The organism is Lachnospiraceae bacterium GAM79, from assembly GCA_020735665.1.
Classification (GTDB): Bacteria; Bacillota; Clostridia; order Lachnospirales; family Lachnospiraceae; genus Coprococcus.
On sequence record CP085928.1, the window covers coordinates 2381407 to 2402112 of the forward strand.

At 43.3% G+C, this 20706-nt stretch carries 9 protein-coding genes; 1 reads left to right on the top strand and 8 read right to left on the bottom strand.

Annotated elements, in window-relative coordinates; genetic code table 11:
* Positions 1 to 15 precede the first annotated feature (15 nt).
* The 6 genes from tmk to LK416_10810 all read right to left on the bottom strand — a co-directional run bounded on the left by tmk (position 16) and on the right by LK416_10810 (position 8370).
* Complete coding sequence (gene tmk, locus LK416_10785) at positions 16 to 642, bottom strand: dTMP kinase (GenBank protein UEA74137.1); 627 nt, start codon at positions 640 to 642, stop codon at positions 16 to 18.
* A gap of 87 nt (positions 643 to 729) precedes the next feature.
* On the bottom strand, positions 730 to 2265 hold the full coding sequence (locus tag LK416_10790) for an aminotransferase class I/II-fold pyridoxal phosphate-dependent enzyme (GenBank protein ID UEA74138.1): 1536 nt from the start codon (positions 2263 to 2265) through the stop codon (positions 730 to 732).
* A 101-nt stretch (positions 2266 to 2366) separates the two neighbouring features.
* The gene (aroD, locus tag LK416_10795; GenBank protein UEA74139.1) at positions 2367 to 3134 is read right to left on the bottom strand and encodes a type I 3-dehydroquinate dehydratase; all 768 of its coding nucleotides are present in this window, start codon (positions 3132 to 3134) and stop codon (positions 2367 to 2369) included.
* Positions 3135 to 3160: 26 nt separating this feature from the next.
* On the bottom strand, positions 3161 to 5494 hold the full coding sequence (locus LK416_10800; GenBank protein ID UEA74140.1) for a hypothetical protein: 2334 nt from the start codon (positions 5492 to 5494) through the stop codon (positions 3161 to 3163).
* A 114-nt stretch (positions 5495 to 5608) separates the two neighbouring features.
* Positions 5609 to 6874: a GTPase HflX gene (gene hflX / locus LK416_10805; protein ID UEA75913.1), complete on the bottom strand. Its 1266-nt coding sequence runs from the start codon at positions 6872 to 6874 to the stop codon at positions 5609 to 5611.
* Between the two features lie 89 nt (positions 6875 to 6963).
* Positions 6964 to 8370: a L,D-transpeptidase family protein gene (locus LK416_10810; GenBank protein UEA74141.1), complete on the bottom strand. Its 1407-nt coding sequence runs from the start codon at positions 8368 to 8370 to the stop codon at positions 6964 to 6966.
* Between the two features lie 281 nt (positions 8371 to 8651).
* Between LK416_10810 and LK416_10815 the strand changes: the two genes are divergently transcribed.
* Positions 8652 to 9980 carry an MATE family efflux transporter gene (locus tag LK416_10815; protein UEA74142.1) on the top strand — a complete coding sequence of 443 codons (1329 nt, stop codon included), beginning with the start codon at positions 8652 to 8654 and terminating at the stop codon, positions 9978 to 9980.
* Between the two features lie 310 nt (positions 9981 to 10290).
* Here LK416_10815 and LK416_10820 read toward each other — a convergent pair whose 3' ends face one another.
* Both LK416_10820 and LK416_10825 read right to left on the bottom strand, forming a co-directional pair.
* Complete coding sequence (locus LK416_10820) at positions 10291 to 19101, bottom strand: DUF5979 domain-containing protein (protein ID UEA74143.1); 8811 nt, start codon at positions 19099 to 19101, stop codon at positions 10291 to 10293.
* Positions 19102 to 19288: 187 nt separating this feature from the next.
* The gene (locus LK416_10825; protein ID UEA74144.1) at positions 19289 to 20656 is read right to left on the bottom strand and encodes an MATE family efflux transporter; all 1368 of its coding nucleotides are present in this window, start codon (positions 20654 to 20656) and stop codon (positions 19289 to 19291) included.
* Positions 20657 to 20706 lie beyond the last annotated feature (50 nt).

Here is a 20706-nt window from a genome sequence, read left to right on the forward strand (position 1 = left end):
TTCTCCTTGCTTATGCTATGGTCTTGCCAGCCATTTTTCTACATACGAAATTATTATATCATGTATTGCTTCTTTTGGCAAAGCCGCATCAACTTTTACGATACGGTCAGGATTCATCTCAGCAAGGCATCTGTAACCCTCGACAACCTTCTTATGGAACTCCAGACTTTCCTGCTCCATACGATCAAGCTCTGCCTGGTTTTTCTTTCTGGCAATGCCGGCTTCCGCATCCAGATCCATTAAAAATGTCATATCCGGCAGGATACCCTGTAAGGCAAATTCATTCACCTTATAAACAGTATCAATTCCGAGTCCCCGTCCGATTCCCTGATATACAGCTGACGAATCTACGAAACGATCAGCGATAACTGCCTTGCCTGCAGATAATGCCGGCTTGATATTCTCTTTTACAAGCTGTGCTCTCGCTGCCGCATATAATAACAACTCTGTCATATATCCCATCTCTGTAAAATCTTTATTCAAAATGACTTCACGGATCGCTTCGCTAACCGCATTTCCGCCCGGATCTCTGGTTATGAGTACGTCATATCCTTTTTTATTCAGATAGTCCTTTAACAGCTCGATCTGTGTTGTCTTGCCGGCTCCGTCCGGTCCTTCCATCGTTATAAATATTCCCTGCATATGTTCCATACTCCTTTATCTGTTTTATCATATCGCCAATCCGGATCCAATTACCGAACCCTTTTGACAGCCCCAAATGTTATTGTACTATAACATTTTTATAACCTGTATATATATACCATCCGGCGGACATTCCACTCCGATCATGTTAAGCCCGGTTTCCACCATATGTATGATATCCCGGATCACCTGCGCGTCAATCCTCTCACCAGGTACGATAACCGAAGTTCCCGGCGGATACGCATACACATAATCAGCCGCTGTGCATCCTTCTGCCTCTGTCAGCTTCTTTCTGCTACTGTCAAATGTCCACGCCCTGCCCGGCGTCATAATCTGCTCCGGCAGATGAAACCTTGTATTAAACAAAACGGCATCCTCCGTCTCCGACAGTGTCGAATCTGTATCATACTCCCGGATTGCATCTCTTCCCGCTTCATCAGACGCCTCTTCCAGTTCTGAATCTATCTGTTTTAAGACCTCATACAGACGATCAAGCGCTTTTCTCTTATCCGCAAATGATGTCATGACGATCACATGCTGTGCTCCTGCCATCTCAACCACCTGATGAAAGTTCTCTGCCAGTACATGGGCAAGCCATGGGCCGGTCGCCTTTTCATACTTTTTGCCATCTGTATTATCCATATTCTCCGGGTATATGCCCGTCACTGTGAATACCAGCTTACATTTATCATAAGCATAACATGTCTGCTTCGGTTGTAACAGTCTGATATGCTTCAATTCCTTACATTTTTTTCTAAAATGCTTTAGCCGTTTTCGATATGCGTCAAATACTTCCGGGTGATTCACTGCATATACGACCGCTTTCTCCATGCTCTGTGTGAACAGATACGATGGTGATGACGTCTGAAAAATATGCAGATAGCGTTCCACCCTCGGAATCAGATCTTTCCGATTCACATGAAGAAGTGCGGTCTGCGTCAATGCCGGAAGTGTCTTATGTGTGCTCTGGATAACCAGATCCGCTCCTGCCGCAACTGCTGACAGATTCCGCTTCGGCATAAACGGAAGATGTGCTCCATGTGCTTCATCCACGATCAATGGGATATCATACGGAACAAGTACATTCTTAATTCCGCAGATATCCGAGATCACGCCCTCATAAGTCGGCGAAGTGATAACCACAGCAGCAGGCAGCTCACCTCTCTGCTTCATCTCCTGTATCTTCTGCCCGATCTGTTCCGGTGTAATATCTGCAAATATATCTGTTCCCGGCAAAAGCTCCGGCACAATGTACTCCGGTTCCAGATTCAACAGGCTTACTGCATGGCAGACAGATTTGTGACAGTTTCTTCCCATCAGAATCCTTGCGTGCTCCGGTGCACATGCAAAGAGTGCTGCCAGTATCCCACCGGTCGCACCATTCACCATCATATATGTCTTCTTTGTGCCGTAGAATCGTCTCATCTGCTCCAGACTGTCCTTCATGAACAGCTCCGGTTCATGAAGGTCGTCCAGCCCTTCCGCCTCCGTAAAATCCCGACGGAATAATATCTCCCAGAAATCATCCGCAAATACATCCTGCCTTTTATGTCCCGGCATATGCCAGGGATAATAGTCTCTTTTACTGTATCTGTCCAGATATTTATTAATATATTCTTTCAAGCCAATCTCTCCTGTTCTATAAGAATAAAGACCGGAGAATCTTATCCGCAGAAAATCTCTGTCCTCTGCAAATAAAACTATCCAGTCTCCATCCTTCATCTCTAGCTGCCGATTATATTGTGGATCATCTCAAGCTGACTGCGAAGTGCTTCCACATCGATCTGGCCCGGTGCAGAAGGAATACCCGCAGTTGCAAATGAGATGCAGTTGCCATACATTTCTCCGGTTGTTCTGGTTGATACGCCAAGCTCACCCATAGAGATAACGATAAGCGGTGTCTGATTCCCATACTCCTGCAATTCCTTTGCAGCCTGCATCATGTCGACAACCTGTGAGCCATCCTCAGGCATCATTGCGATCTTCGCAATATCTGCACCTGTGTCTATCATTTCCTTGAATCTGCCCACAATCTGTTCCATCGGTATCGTCGTCTTGAAATCATGATTGGATACAACCACCTTGATACCATGATCATGCGCTGCTTCAATTACTTCTGTAACAAAAGGAATATCATAGAAATATTCAACATCGATCAGATCAACCAGTTCATTTTCAACCACTCGTAACAACATTTCTCTGTACTGATCCGGTGTAATATCATGACTTCCGCCTTCACTTCTGGTCCGGAATGTGAATACGATCGGAAACTCTGCTAACTCATCCTGAATCTTCTCAAGTATTTTTAGCAATACATCCATATCCAGACAATCCTCAAAACAGTCTGCTCTGAATTCTACCAGATCCGTCTTAGATTTCTTGATCGTTCGTATCTGCATATCCACATCATACTCAGTCGGTGCTACCATAGGTACGCAGATCTTTGTCATACCCTCACCGATTCTTACATTTTTTACTTCTACAACATTCATATATGTGCTCCCGGAATACCTTTATCCTATTGCTCCTGTACATTTATGATCTGGCCATTGACAAGCTCATTGGCGATGGCTGTGATATCGGCATCAACCTCCTGATCCTTTCCGTTTGCCCAGACATTTACATTTACAACTATATAATCTTTATCGTTGATCGGATAGAAATAGTAATAATCACGAACCTTTATATCGTAGATATCTGAATCTATTACATAACAGTCCATTGTCTTGCCATCAGTTCCGGTCACCTGCTCCATCTTTTTATCAAGAACGCTGCCATCTTCTCCAAGATAGTCAAAATATGTCATAAAGTTCTCGCATTCCTTCTCTTTGTCGCAGTTCGGTGTCAATGTATAATATGCATTATATTTGTCATTGTAGATATCTATCTCTTCATCATCTGCATATCCTCTGTCGTAACCTGCCGGATCATTCAGGGCAACTGTATAGCCTTCACCCTTCATGACATAACCGGAATAATCTACATCATCAATGGAAGAACTGTCAATTACATATTCATCATCATTGTCACCATCATCAGTAGTTGCATCCGATGTAATAAAATCGTCAATGTCTATATCTCCGTTATCAACTGCAGAACCAAGTGCCGAACCCCATGCTGACACAATTCTCTGTGCTGCTTCCTGATTGATATTTGATTCCATATATTCATCTGTCATCTCAGTATAATCTACAACCTGCTTGGATTCGTCCGGCTTCCCGATCTCTTTTCCAAGATCACCAAACTGTACATCACCGGAAAGATCCGCATATACGGTATCGCCACCATCCGTAACCTTAAACGAATCAACTGTTGCGCCAAAGGATTTACCCTTCCGGACATCCTTCAGGCTTCCTGTCAGATCATATGCAAATACAGCCTCATCATTTGCAGTCAATGTCAGATGACTTTCAAATGCATTTGTCGATTTTGTGAAGGTCGCTGTCTGTTCCAGACCGGCAACAGCCTTATCATTTACAACAACGCTGTCTGTTAATTTATATACATAAGAGCCCTTTGTGTTCTCTTTCTTCTTACTGAATGATACGGATCCGAGTTCCTTCTCGTCCTTCTTTACGGATGCACAGAAATAAACATCATCCGCCGGGTGTTCTTCACCCATGTAATCCCATACAACAGATGCAGTTCCACCAAGAGCAGTAAACTTATAATCCATACTGATTCTTGCTAACTGATTCTTCTTAACATATATATTTACAACAAAATCTTTTGAGAACATCATTCCATAATAAGTTGGAATGTACTGAAATGCCTGTGATAATTCAGCTCTTGTAACTCCGATCTCATCTAATTGATCATCAGTAATATAATCAGATGCATAAGCATTCAGATAATTACAGAGTGCTGTCACATATGCCTTTACATCAGCAGTCGGAAGTGTAACTGTATACTGCTTACATTTTTCCTTGTCGCCGTTGTGATTCTCAATCTCTGCGCTCCCTACTCTGTCATAGGTAACTGCTTTCTTCAAATCCTCTGTAGCAGGCTCCATATACTTCTCATACAGCGCCTTTACTTCATTCTGGGTTGCTTCGTCCATATCTGATGTATCAAGTGATTTCAGCATAGCCGCAAGATCCATCTTGAACACAGAATCATACAGCTCAGGAATCTCAAAATAGAAAACCTTGTCAATGCCATAAAGATTTGCGTTTACGGTCTCGCCGGCAATAGTCAGGGAACCATTCAGATTCAGATTATATGAATTATCCTTCTGCTTCTCAAATGCTCCGCTTATTCCGTATGTAGATCCGGATAAACCATCCATTTTATAAATACTGTTCACCTTCAGGTTCATATCAAAATCCATCTTATCTTCACTGAACTCTGATACGCCGATTACATCTTCTAACGGTGATGAATCTACCGACTCGGTAACTGTATTCTTCATTGCCGCCTTAATTGCCTCGGCAGGAGTCTTTCTTACAAAGAAATAAACTGCAGTAACAATAGCTGCAACCAGCACAACACCTATAAATGTAAATAATGCGATCTTTCCACCTTTTTTCTTCTTTGGCACAGTCGCCTGATATGGTGTCTGGTCACCAAATTCATTCATGTCCGGCTGTGCATATCCCATGTTCGGATCTGCATTATAGCCATTCATGTTATTGTATACACCCGTGTTCGGATCTGCATTATAGCCATTCATGTTATTGTATGCGCCCATGTTCGGATCTGCATTATAGCCATTCATGTTATTGTATGCGCCCATGTTCGGATCTGCATTATAACCATATGGCATATTGTTTTCCGGTGTCTGATCGTTCATACCGCCATCAGCACCATTCGGATTCTCCGGGAATCCCTGATTCATATTATTTTCGTTCATCTCATTTTCCTTTCGTTCTGATGAATATATAGCAGATCATCCATCTGCTTCGTTTTCATGTTTATTCTATATTAACTCCGACAATTCCTACATTAGTAGAAAACAGAGGATTTGTCAAAGATTTTTATCCAAACCAAGCTGACCGATCAGGCTCTTTGGAACATATGCTTCAACAAAGATTCCGTCCTCCAGATATTCTTCCGTCAGAACTTCGCCATATTTCCTTATCAGCCCCGGTTTCCCCGCATCCTGATAAGCAAATGTATGCCGGATATATGTCTTCTGCTCCCGCAGAACTTCTTCAACCTGTACCAGCAGATCATCGATTCCAGCACCGGTCTTTGCTGACAAATATACCATACGATCCGCGCGAAGGTCCTTGATCATCGATATATCCCCACCCTCCGGCAGTTTGTCAATCTTGTTGAACACTGTAATGATCGGATGATCCTTTTCCTCATCTACATTTAACTGTCTGAGTGTCGCATAGACCGTCTCCATATTCCGATCCCAGTTCGGGTCGGACGCATCCACAACATGGAGGATTACATCACTGTACTTCGCCTCCTCAAGTGTCGACTTGAATGCCTCCACCAGATGGTGTGGCAGCTTGCGGATAAATCCTACCGTATCCGTGAACAGCACCTGCTGTCCGGCGGGAAGTACAGCATTTCTCGTTGCCGGATCAAGCGTTGCAAATAACTTATCTTCTTCCAAAACACCTGCGCCCGTCAGCTTATTTAACAGAGTTGACTTGCCGGCATTTGTATATCCTACAATACTTACAACCGGAATCCCCGTCCTGTTCCGCTGCTTTCTCTGTTCTGTCCGTCTGCCTTCTACCTGACGAAGATCCGCTTTCAGCTTCGAGATCCTGTCTCTTATCACTCGACGGTCGATCTCCAGCTTCTTCTCACCGGGACCTCTGGTTCCGATTCCTCCACCAAGTCTCGACAGGGAATCACGCATACCTACCAGTCTGGTCGCCCGGAATCTGAGCTGTGCCAGCTCTACCTGCAGCTTTCCTTCATAGCTTCCGGCATGTGCGGCAAATATATCCAGAATAACCATCGTTCTGTCCATTACTTTTATATTAAGTGCATCCTGAAGGTTCATCAACTGTGCCGGTGATAACTCGTCATCACAGACGACGCCTGTCGCATCATACATAGCGACCATGCTTCGCAGTTCTTCTACCTTACCACTGCCAAGATATAGATCACTTGTTGCACGATCCAGACTCTGGATTAGTCTTCCGACTGTAGCTGCCCCTGCGGTTTCCAGAAGTTCCTCCAGTTCATCCAGTGATTTCTCTGTATCCTCTACCGATACTCCACCGGTGGTTACTGCAAATACGATCACTCGTTCTTCTGCTTCCATCTGCACTTCATAACCGCTTTTTTTATCATTTTCTGATCGAATATCCAACTTCTAACCTCTCTTCTTTTTCAGCTTTCTGCTGTCCTTCTCTATTCCTCTAAAGCAATCGTTATCTTCCACACGGCTGATCGATTATCTGCGGTATCTTTTGCATAACAGGATACTTCATAGGTTCCCGGTGTCTCCTGTACACCTGTCAGGTCTATCACAAGAACCGGATTCTCTGTTGTCCGGTCATCGTCTACCCCGACTTCCTCCGTCTGTGGGATCACATCGTATGAGATGATCTTCTTATCACTGTCAAAGGCTGTAACATTTCGCGCGATCAAAGCTGCCAGTTCATCTGCATCCCCATGATAACCTCTCAGGTGCAGTTCATCCGGTGCTTCCGTAATAACAGGAGGTTCCGTGTCCTTGACCGTAATATAGATATCCCGTAATATTTTCTTTCCATTATCATAAAAGTAATAAGATAATTTATATTCACCCGGTGTCTGGTTGTCTACTGTTCCTTCTACCATGAGCCGATCCGTTACATTCTCCATATCTGATGAAAATGCAAGAACACCTGTCTTACTGTCAAACGGCTCTCCCACTTCAATGCTATGGCTTACCGCTCCATATATCGCCGCCGTTCCGGCAAACGGATTGCCCGGCGTCGTATCTGTCGGATCCCAGCCAGTATCATCTGTCTCAGTAAAAACATATGGCTGCTGTGGTCTGCCAAGCGGTCCCGGATAATCACTGTCGAATAAGTATACCTGTGTTCCCGGCATACAATTCTCATAGATCCATTTCACATCCGCCACACACATACGGATACATCCAAGCGATGCCCCTTCTCCGAGCTTATTATATTCCCATGTCTCAAGTTTATCGCTTCCCTTTTCTGTATAAGGAACGGAATGGAAATAAATTCCCTCATGAATCTGGTAAGCATACTGTCCGTATACATTTCCTTGCAGGATCGCCCATTCCAACCGCTTCTCTGTTGTTGTGAATAAGCCTGCCGGTGTCGTATCATCCAGTGATACCGAACATCGAAATGCCTTAACCGGAACTGTATAAAAACCATCCGAATCCAGACTGTATACTGTAACAATATTCTCTTTACGATTAATCTTTATGGCATATGGCATTCCATTGTCTTTCAGATCTATGCCATTATAGTCCTGTCCGGCAGAAACAGCATCTACCTTCTTTAATTCTGCCGGCTGAGCAAGTTCCAGATGATCTTTTGTATTTTCTTTCTCATTTTTTGTCACACCTTCTATATCGGTATCTGCATCCGTCGGCGTTGCTTCTTTATATATGGAAATCTTCTTTTTATTTGTCTCCCCGGATCTGGATACCGCCTGCACCCCTACCAAGACCAATATTGCTATATAAACAGCAAAAAACAAAAATGCCTTTATAAAGGATAAACCTTTCAATCTCTGCCGACTACTTTCTTCTTTATTAGATATCTTTTCATCTTTCTGATTATCTTTTTTCATTCGTATCCAATCCTTCTAACTTTTTATTCTAACATACATTATTTCCGATAAAACCTAAACTTATCTTACATATCATACTGCATAATCCATGATATATCTATCCATTTTCATGCAGCAATTTTCATTTTCTTCCACAATCTGTCATTTTCACCAAATCTGATTGTAAATTTTCTGTACCTTTTTTTATGTTTACTTCTCTTTACACTTTCCCAAAAATGTATATAATTCAATAGTACGAAAGGAGAAAGCAGCGTCTGATGGCGTTCTGCAAGTTATATAATATGAAAGATTTAACCGAAGGAAAACCAATAAAAGTAATATGGCTCTATGCCCTTCCAATGATTCTCGGACAGATCGCACAGCAGTTCTACAGCTTCTGTGATTCTGCCATTGTCGGAAACTGTATCAATCCCGATGCGCTTGCAGCCGTCGGAGCAACCAGTGTTATCTCGAATACACTGATCGGATTTCTGAACAGCGCCACGCTCGGCTTATCGATCCCGATAGCCCGGTATTTCGGTGCTCAGGATCAGAAAAACATGCGAAAATGTATCGGTGTCTCAGCAATCCTCACCTTTGTTACTTCCATCGTTCTTACGATCGTTGGACTTCTGTTTATATATGACCTCCTGGTGCTTCTTGGTACACCTGAGGAAATTATACATATGGCTGACAAGTACGTCAAATACATTTTAGCAGGACTTATCTTTTCAGCAATTTATAATTTTGGTGCAAATCTGCTACGTGCTGTCGGTGACAGCAAGACCCCATTGATCTTCCTTGGCATCGCAGTTGTGCTGAACATCGGACTGGATCTGTTATTTATCCAGGGCTTCCATTCAGGTGTTGCTGGAGCAGCTATCGCTACAGTTATCTCGCAGGCAGTTGCCGGTGTTGCATGTTTTATATACATCTTCACAAAATGTGACTTCCTGATCCCCAAAAAAGATGAATACAGAGTTGACCATACAGATTTCAGCGATCTGGTACAATCCGCTCTCGCCATGGGATTCATGAGCTGTATCGTAAATATAGGTACTGTTACCTTACAGAGTTCTATCAATAAACTAGGTACAAATATCATTACTGCACATACCGCAGCAAGAAAGATCTTCGATATCCTCGATGTAGCTCTCTATATTATCGGAAACGCAGTTACAACCTTTGTCAGTCAGAACATCGGTGCCAAAAGGATCGACCGTGTAAAATCCGGTATCCGTGCCGGCATCCTTATAAATACGATCGCAACCACACTTATTATTCTGGTCGGTTTCCCAACCGCTCCGCTTCTGCTCCGTCTGGTTGCCGGAACAAGCGACGCAGCTGTAATCGATCCAGCTGTTATGTATATCCGAATCAGCATGTGCTGTTTCTATGTACTCGGACCATTGTTCGTACTTCGCTGTGCTATGCAGGGTATGGGAAGAAAGATTGTTCCCGTGCTTTCCAGTACGATCGAAATGGTCGGAAAGATCCTTGCTGTTATGTTCTTGGCACCTGCCCTCGGATATCTGGGCGTAGCGATCACCGAACCTATCATCTGGGCTGCCTGCACGCTGATGCTTACCATTATGTATGTCGCAAAGCCTGTTGATAAGATATTCGCATAACATCACCATATATAAAAGCCTATCTGTAATAACGGCTTACTGTGATCAGTTATGACTCATTTAGTTTCTATTCGATACACCCGCTTATTTGTCAGCAGTCGCCCCAACTCACCCTTACGGGTTCAAACAAGGGCTTGATGCTGACAGCTAGAGTGTATCTCATTACGAAACTACATGAATGTCATTACTGATCACAGCAGCCATCATCACAGACAGGCTTGTCTTATTTATATATATGATAATCTTATCGAAAGACGCCGGGCTGTCAATTATGACAGTCCGGCGTCTTAATTTTGTTTGCTATCAGATATTATTTCTGATTCTTACGTTTCTTATAGACAACAGTTCCTGCTCCTGCAAGTGATACTGACATCATAATGAGAAGGAAAGCTATCGGTGAATCATCACCTGTCTTTGGCTTATCTACTGTCTCCTCTGTCGTCGTTTCTGTTGTTGTCTCTGTAGTTGTTACTTCGGTTGTCTTCTCTGATGTAACTTCGGTTGTATCTTCCGATGTTACCTCAGTCGTTTTCTCAGATGTAACTTCCGTAGTCTTTTCTGTAGTTGTCGTCTCAGAAGTATCTTCGGTGGTTGTCTCTGTAGTTGTGGTCTCATCGTAGGTATCCACAAATGTTACATCTACTGTCTCATCTATCTCTACCTGAACATCTACTGTCTTACCATCCTTCTGAAGTCCTGTACCAATCGCATACTTGATGCTCTTAGTCTCATATCCATCGATATCATACTTGGTTTCTTCTACTGTATATTTGCCAGCAGGTTTTTCAAGTTCCAATGTATACTGCTTTGTAGTCACATCATACTTGAAATCATTCAATGAATATGTCTCGACATTTCCGGCTTCATCTGTAATCTTGAACTCGATCGCGCTAGCTGCTGTAGTCTTATCTACAGAACCAACAACCATCTTTGTAAGTACAAGTTTGCCCTTAGTTCCAACTCTTGTATTTGTAATCGTTATCTCGCCTGTTACAGGATCTGTCGTTACGCTGTCTGTATATTCAGCCGGTACATTTAATTCCTTGACGCTATATGAGATTAACTGTCCGGCATCATCATACTTTGGAAGATTTGTCCATGTATGCGTCCATGAATTATTCTCATCCAACCGAGCTGCTACACCAGAAACGGCTGTTCCTGCATAAAGCTGTACGCTTACAAATGGTGCACGTTTATTGGCTTTATTGTTATTATCGTTCCATATCTTCTTAACTGTTACAGAGGTAAGTTCTCTAGCGTAATCGTTTATGAACTCGACATCGATCGTTGTTCCATCTGCTACAGTTGCTGTTGCTGTATCGCCATTATCTTCGGTTCCGCTTCCTACCTTGTGGCTGGTTGTCAATGTATAACCTGTGATTCCTGCTACAGTTTCGACTACTGTGTAGTCACCTACTGCAAGGCCATCAATCTGTACACTGCCGCCTGCTGTTAACAGTTCTGCTCCGGTTACGGTCTTACTGTAGCTGTCTGGGCCTGTGATCTTAAAGCTGATATCTGATGCTACATCTGTGAGTGTCTTGTCTCCACTTACTGTCTTCGTCAGCTTCAGGCTACCGACCTGCTTCTTATAGTTGTTTGTAAATGCTACTTCTGCTGTTCCGCCATTTGGTACGGCTGCCGTTGCTGTTGCTCCGGCTTCTGTACTTCCACCATCTACTTTGTAAGTAGTAGTGACTGTATAGCCGTTTGGTCCGGTAGTCGTCTCTTTCACCGTATAAGTTCCTTTTGCAAGATTATCGATCGTGTAACTACCGCTTGTATCAAGTTGTGTTCCTGATACTGTCTCACTGTAGCCATTTGGTCCGGCGATCTCAAAGCTAATAGTTCCTTTTACATCTGCAAAGCTTCTATCTCCTGTTACTGTCTTTGTCAGCTTCAGGCTTCCCGGATTCTCTGCATAATTGTTTATAAACTCTACGTTACTGGTTACTCCATCTGTTACAGCTGCCGTTGCTGTCTTTCCGTCAACTTTGCTTCCGCTTCCTACCTTGTGGCTGGTTGTCAATGTATAACCTGTGATTCCCGCTACAGTTTCGACTACTGTGTAGTCACCTACTGCAAGGCCATCAATCTGTACACTGCCGCCTGCTGTTAACAGTTCTGCTCCGGTTACGGTCTTGCTGTAGCTGTCTGGGCCTGTGATCTTAAAGCTGATATCCGCTGCTACATCCGCAAGCGTCTTGTCTCCACTTACTGTCTTTGTCAGTTTCAGGCTGCCGACCTGCTTCTTGTAGTTGTTTGTAAATGCTACTTCTGCTGTTCCGCCATTTGGTACGGCTGCTGTTGCTGTTGCTCCGGCTTCTGTACTTCCACCATCTACTTTGTAAGTAGTAGTGACTGTATAGCCGTTTGGTCCGGTAGTCGTCTCTTTCACCGTATAAGTTCCTTTTGCAAGATTATCGATCGTGTAACTACCGCTTGTATCAAGTTGTGTTCCTGATACTGTCTCACTGTAGCCATTTGGTCCGGCGATCTCAAAGCTAATAGTTCCTTTTACATCTGCAAAGCTTCTATCTCCTGTTACTGTCTTTGTCAGCTTCAGGCTTCCCGGATTCTCTGCATAATTGTTTATAAACTCTACGTTGCTAGTTGCTCCATCTGTTACAGCTGCCGTTGCTGTCTTTCCGTCAACTTTGCTTCCGCTTCCTACCTTGTGGCTGGTTGTCAATGTATAACCTGTGATTCCTGCTACAGTTTCGACTACTGTGTAGTCACCTACTGCAAGGCCATCAATCTGTACACTGCCGCCTGCTGTTAACAGTTCTGCTCCGGTTACGGTCTTACTGTAGCTGTCTGGGCCTGTGATCTTAAAGCTGATATCTGATGCTACATCTGTGAGTGTCTTGTCTCCACTTACTGTCTTTGTCAGCTTCAGGCTGCCGACCTGCTTCTTGTAGTTGTTTGTAAATGCTACTTCTGCTGTTCCGCCATTTGGTACGGCTGCTGTTGCTGTCTTGCCGTCAACTTTGCTTCCGCTTCCTACCTTATGGCTGGTTGTCAATGTATAACCTGTGATTCCTGCTACAGTTTCGACTACTGTGTAATCACCTACTGCAAGGCCATCAATCTGTACACTGCCGCCTGCTGTTAACAGTTCTGCTCCGGTTACGGTCTTACTGTAGCTGTCTGGGCCTGTGATCTTAAAGCTGATATCTGATGCTACATCTGTGAGTGTCTTGTCTCCACTTACTGTCTTTGTCAGCTTCAGGCTGCCGACCTGCTTCTTGTAGTTGTTTGTAAATGCTACTTCTGCTGTTCCGCCATTTGGTACGGCTGCTGTTGCTGTTGCTCCGGCTTCTGTACTTCCACCATCTACTTTGTAAGTAGTAGTGACTGTATAACCTGTTGATCCGGTCACAGTCTCTGTCACCGTATATGTTCCTTTTGCAAGATTATCAATCGTATAACTTCCGCTTGCATCCAGTTCTGTTCCGGCTATCGTCTTGCTATATCCGTTTGATCCGGCGATCTCAAAGCTGATATCCGCTGCTACATCCGCAAGCGTCTTGTCTCCACTTACTGTCTTTGTCAGTTTCAGACTTCCCGGATTCTTCGCATAATTGTTTACAAACTCTATGTTGCTGGTTGCTCCATCTGTTACAGCTGCCGTTGCTGTCTTTCCGTCAACTTTGCTTCCGCTTCCTACCTTATGGCTGGTTGTCAATGTATAACCTGTGATTCCTGCTACAGTTTCGACTACTGTGTAATCACCTACTGCAAGGCCATCAATCTGTACACTGCCGCCTGCTGTTAACAGTTCTGCTCCGGTTACGGTCTTACTGTAGCTGTCTGGGCCTGTGATCTTAAAGCTGATATCTGATGCTACATCTGTGAGTGTCTTGTCTCCACTTACTGTCTTTGTCAGCTTCAGGCTGCCGACCTGCTTCTTGTAGTTGTTTGTAAATGCTACTTCTGCTGTTCCGCCATTTGGTACGGCTGCTGTTGCTGTCTTGCCGTCAACTTTGCTTCCGCTTCCTACCTTATGGCTGGTTGTCAATGTATAACCTGTGATTCCTGCTACAGTTTCGACTACTGTGTAATCACCTACTGCAAGGCCATCAATCTGTACACTGCCGCCTGCTGTTAACAGTTCTACTCCGGTTACGGTCTTGCTGTAGCTGTCTGGGCCTGTGATCTTAAAGCTGATATCCGCTGCTACATCTGTGAGTGTCTTGTCTCCACTTACTATCTTTGTCAGTTTCAGGCTGCCGACCTGCTTCTTGTAGTTGTTTGTAAATGCTACTTCTGCTGTTCCGCCGTTTGGTACGGCTGCTGTTGCTGTCTTGCCATCAACTTTGCTTCCGCTTCCTACCTTGTGGCTGGTTGTCAATGTATAACCTGTGATTCCTGCTACAGTTTCGACTACTGTGTAGTCACCTACTGCAAGGCCATCAATCTGTACACTGCCGCCTGCTGTTAACAGTTCTACTCCGGTTACGGTCTTGCTGTAGCTGTCTGGGCCTGTGATCTTAAAGCTGATATCCGCTGCTACATCTGTGAGTGTCTTGTCTCCACTTACTATCTTTGTCAGTTTCAGGCTGCCGACCTGCTTCTTGTAGTTGTTTGTAAATGCTACTTCTGCTGTTCCGCCGTTTGGTACGGCTGCTGTTGCTGTCTTGCCATCAACTTTGCTTCCGCTTCCTACCTTGTGGCTGGTTGTCAATGTATAACCTGTGATTCCTGCTACAGTTTCGACTACTGTGTAGTCACCTACTGCAAGGCCATCAATCTGTACACTGCCGCCTGCTGTTAACAGTTCTGCTCCGGTTACGGTCTTACTGTAGCTGTCTGGGCCTGTGATCTCAAAGCTGATATCTGATGCTACATCTGTGAGTGTCTTATCTCCACTTACTGTCTTTGTCAGTTTCAGGCTGCCGACCTGCTTCTTGTAATTGTTTACAAACTCTATGTTGCTGGTTGCTCCATCTGTTACAGCTGCCGTTGCTGTCTTTCCGTCAACTTTGCTTCCGCTTCCTACCTTGTGGCTGGTTGTCAATGTATAACCTGTGATTCCTGCTACAGTTTCGACTACTGTGTAGTCACCTACTGCAAGGCCATCAATCTGTACACTGCCGCCTGCTGTTAACAGTTCTGCTCCGGTTACGGTCTTGCTGTAGCTGTCTGGGCCTGTGATCTTAAAGCTGATATCCGCTGCTACATCCGCAAGCGTCTTGTCTCCACTTACTGTCTTTGTCAGCTTCAGGCTTCCTGCCTTCTTTGTATAGGTATTAACAAAGTCTACCTCTGTATTCTTTTTTGCCTCTACAGTTGCAGTTGCTACTTTACCGGTTTTTTCGCTTCCACTTCCAACCGTATATTTAGTAGAATGCTTAAATCCTGTAATATCCGTTATTGTCTCGGTTATCGTATATTGACCCGGCACAAGACCAGTAAGGGTCTTTGTTCTGGTTGTTGCATCCAGGTCTTTGCCCTTTATGGTTGCACTGTAGCTTCCCGGTCCTTTTATTTCAAAGCTCAAACCATCCTTAACATCAGCAAATGTCTTATCTCCACTTACTGTCTTTGTCAGAGTCAGGCTGCCACTCATATCTGCCGAATTATTGAAACTGATCATTTCCGGAATAGTATTACCTATTAATATTCCATCTTCCGAATACTTATCTATACTGTTTATATCTGAATAAATCTCTCCTGTGGTAGCATCCTGCTTCACGCTTACGGTTGCAACATAGAAGGATGTATCGTATGCAATATTCGAATTTGATCCTTTCTTCTCAGATATCTTGTAATAAAATTCTTTTCCTATATCCGAGGCTGTGTAATCTATTACATTGAAATCACCAATACCGGTCGCAGTGCTTGACGTAATCTGCTGGTTTACACCAGACGTCTTGTCTGTATATGTGATCTCTTTCTGACCATTTACAGAACTGATACTTGGTTTATTTATCTCCTGAAGTTCAAATGTAAACGCCTCATACTTCTGTAGATTTTTCGTTGATCCATCTATAGTCTTCTTTATCTGAAAACTACCTTTTTCGTTGTTATATCTCAGGTAACTGCTGGTTACAATCCTCTCCAACTGGGAGGTCTGCTGTACCTTCTTATAATCGTCACCCGGAAGTACAAAATACATAGGATCCGGATTCACCTTATATCCAAGCTGAGATCCTGTCTCAACCAATGCATATACAATATCGAGTCGGAGATTGTCAATTACCCACTCCGTCTCATCATCTCTCAGTGTCTTCTCCTTTTCCGGAGTGGCACTGCTGTCATATGTATATAATCCGGTTGCTTCATCATATGTTGCTCTGTATATCTTAAAGGAGGATCCTCCCAATGGTTTCATATTACCATCGGTTCCTCTGTAATACTTTAACAATGTTATAGATCCGGTATCACCGGCACCCTGTACCTTTGATGAATATGCGTAATTATATCTGGAAACCTGATCCTTTGTATCAACAGTTTCTACGCCTTTCACTGTAAATGTATTACCACTGTTTTCAAATGTAATCTTGTCTGAATCCGCAGCAGTTCCATCACCATAAAGAGCCAGCTTTACTGTATATGTGATCTGGATATGTGTTTCATCAGGAATCTTAAATGTAATGCGGTTATTCAGCTTATCATACGAAAATGACGCTGAACTGCACTCCGATGAATTTCCGTCATCATCAATCTGCTTGATCTTGACTGTAGATGGATCAAGGATCAGGCTGGTACCCATATCATCCTCACAAGTAAGAACATCTGTACCTGATGCCAGATCATATCCACATTTATTAATATCAACGGTATAGAATATTTTATCAACGCTCTTGCTGGTATTATATTCCATCTGTTTGTCTACAAGTTTTCCCGGTGTCAGCTGTGACGACACCGTCTTCTTTCCCACACTTGTTCCGTCATAAGTAGCTGATACCTTGTTCTTAAATGTAGTAGTTCCGCCCTTGTGGAATTTCATTCCATCCTTTACCTTGGCTGTATATGTGACATATATACCACGTTGGTTCGGCGCAGCATTATTGATATTATCGATCATCTCCTGTGATAAAGTTACAGTAAAGACAACTTTTCCGTCTTCTGCAGATGTATCCGTAACACCAAGCTGCGAGCTCTGATAGTTATTATGGTTATCAAACCAGCCATCAACCTGTCCTGCACCCAGATAATCAACTGATTTCAGCACCATGTTGTCCGGCATCTCATCTGTAAAGATTATCTGCTTTCCAACCTCCGGAGTTATAGAATCGTCCTTTGAGAAATCAACCCATACATTGTATTGGATGGTTTCTTTGTCGTCGTCGGCAAAAAATGCTCTCTTATCCGTAATGCTGACAGCCTTGAATTTATAATCTGCAGATACCGGTATCACACCCTGTTTTCCATTACTCTTATATCGAACTTCACCTTTGTTTGAATATGTTCCTATTGGATCTTCATCTGTTATGTGAGTCTTAAAGGTCAATGTCATATGTGCAGAGCCGCTTGCCTGCAATGATGCAATATATGAATCCTTAAATGTAAGATTATTTTGTTTATTAAAGTCTGTATATGTGGTCTCCAGTACATCAGAATCCATCTGCTGGTTACTCTTTTCTGTGTACTTCAGGATAGTTGCATCTGTATGGGTGTTATCAGTCAGTGTAACTTCCAGATTGCCGATATTGAAGTCATGATTTCCTGAAGCACCGTACAGACTATCATTTACCGCAACATCTGTAATATTTTCGCCTGTTGGTATATCCACATCTATCTTCCATGTCAGAATCTTTGAAGCTTCATCGTAAGATGCATAAGATTTCTTTGCCCAGTTTGACTCTGTAATTCCCACTTCGGCAGAAGTGTTGTACTTGTGTCCATCAAATTGAATATTTGTTACATCGTTCTGTGCGGTAACCTTTGATGAAGAACTCTGTGCGTCAGCCGACACATCTGTTGTATATTCATATGTGTATGTCTTATTATCGGTAGTTGTAAAATCACTCTTGGTAAAGGATATATCCTTAGATGCTCCGAGAGCAGTACCCCCAAGCATTTCTGTCACTTTATCTGTAACCCCGGACATATCAACCTTATCCCATCCAACGACTCCCGGTGTAACAGTTATCTTCCAAGTAACCTTTCCCGTTGTGCTGTCATATGTACCGTTCTTTGAAACAGATGGCATATCAAGATCCAGATTAACACTATTACTGTCTGATGTTTTAGGATTTCCTTTGTTTGTCGTATATTCTGTCTTGAATTTATTTGACTCGCTTCCTGTATAATGGTTTGTACCCTGTTCCAAAACAGATGCATCAGCCTTCATATCATATGTAAAGCTGATTTTCTGATTCTTTGTCATTGTTGAACCAATGGCTGTACTCAGTTCTGCCAGAGAACCATAGGTTGTACCATTATAAACAAAATTTGTGGCACCGGATAATGCAGATCCAGCCTCATCACTTAATACAAGATCCGAAATATTGTCATCCTTACATGTAATATCAACCTGATATGTCTGGTTTAATGTTCCGTCAGCATTCAGAGTTGCTTTACCTACAGTCTTCTTCGCTACTTCAAGATTACTTTCTGCCTGATTAAATACAACATGAATGTCAAATTTATTACCGCTGACAGCGATCGTCGCATCCGTGCTTGCTTTATTATCATCGTTATTAACCGAAACCACACCATCCAGGCTTGCCTTTCCTGAACGGTTGGAATAGTTATCATAATAATCCTTATTAATAACAAGTGTGAACTCGCTACCGTTTATACTGTATTTACCCATCTCTGTATTGGTCGTATCATTAAACGGAACATTTGTGATACTGTCCATACTGATATTATCAATGCCCAGATCGATCTTCGTTATGTAATCTCCTCCCGCTGTTGTCATTGAGGAATTCGGGAACTGCCAGTTGAAATTAATCCTCACCTTCGTCTGGTCATTCAGCGTTATTCCGCTAGTTAACGGCTTGTACGCCCCCGCTGCTTCATCATAGTATTCAACGACCAGATTGGTTATCGTCATACTATCATCATCGGCAAATACTGCACCTGAAAAATTAACAAATAATGTATTGATAACTAATACAAATGCAAGTAAAAATGCCACAATTTTACTTCGTTTCATTTGATTCATCTTTCTTCCTCCTACATTAAATATTCTTTCTCTCTGTACAACTCTACAGATTATTAAAATGAACAGACTACCCCCAGGGCATAAACGTTCCAGTTCACCACATCATACGCCATTATCATAAAAAAGTCAACAAAACGGCAGGGTTATATTTATTAAATTTTGCCAAGGATTAAGTTAATTTATTAATTTAAGCTGATTGCTTATCTGTTATGCCCGCAGGCAGCCATTTTCCCTTCCATGCATAGAGCACCATAAGAACCGCTCCGAACGCCCATGAGACCGGATATAAGACAAAAATTCCGTCAATATCATGGAAAGTAGGAAGGATAAACTGAATCCACACGATACGGAACAGACATAAAGATGTCAGCAGTACGACCATTGGCGGTACACTCTTTCCTGCCCCCCGGATGGTTCCTGCCAGACCGTGCATGATACTTAAAATGAAATAAAACGGGCAGAAGTACTTCATCGCCAGTTCTCCGTATGCGACGACTGCATCATCATTTGTGAATAACCGCATCAACGGGTCTGAAAATACCAGAAGCAGGATTCCTGTGGTGATCGTATAGATCAATCCCATCGCGATCGTCACCCACATGCCTTTCTTTACCCGGTCTATCTTTCCGGCTCCATAATTCTGTCCGGTAAATGTCGTAACTGCCATGCTGATACTCATAACCGGAAGGATATTGAAGCCGTCGATCTTCAGATATGCGCCAAATCCCGCTACCGCATCTGCTCCGAATCCGTTCACACTGGACTGCACAAGGATATTTGACAGGGAAATGACCATATTCTGGATTCCGGTTGGAAGTCCGATCTTCACGATACGTCCTGCCATCTGTCTATGTATCTTTATCTTTCTCAGAGAAACTCTGTAATCTGCTTTTACGCGTATCAGATAACCGGTCGCAAGAACACTTGATACCACCTGACTGATATCTGTTGCGATCGCAGCGCCTTCTACACCCATGCCAAAGCCCCGGATCAGAACCAGATCGAGGATGATATTTGTAACCGATGCATACGCAAGGTAGATCAGTGAACGCTTCGAATTACCACCTGCGTTCAGGATGCCTGCTGCCATGTTATATAGAACATTGAATAACAGTCCACCAGAATAAATCTGCAGATAGAGAACTGCGCCGTCAAATACTTCTTCCGGGGTATGCATCCACAAAAGAAGTCTGCGGCTGAACAGAACACCACCGATCGTAAGGATCACGCCTAATATAACAGATATCGCAAGGGCTGTATGAACAGCATCCTCTGTCTCTTTTTTCTTCTTTGCGCCCAGATACTGGGAAACTACAACACCTGCACCTACGGAAGCGCCCTGACTGAATGCGATCAGCAGGTAAATCACCGATGTACTGGAGCCGACTGCCGCAAGTGCATTCTTTCCTACAAAATTACCAACGATGATCGAATCTGCTGTGTTATACAACTGTTGCAGCAGATTTCCTAATATTAGTGGAATTGCAAAAAATAATATATTTTTTACGATGCTTCCCTCTGTCATCAGAGTGCCTTTTTTCGTTTCTGACTTCATCTGTATCCCTCTGTTTCTGTCTTATCTGTCATGTAAGCTTTCCACCATCT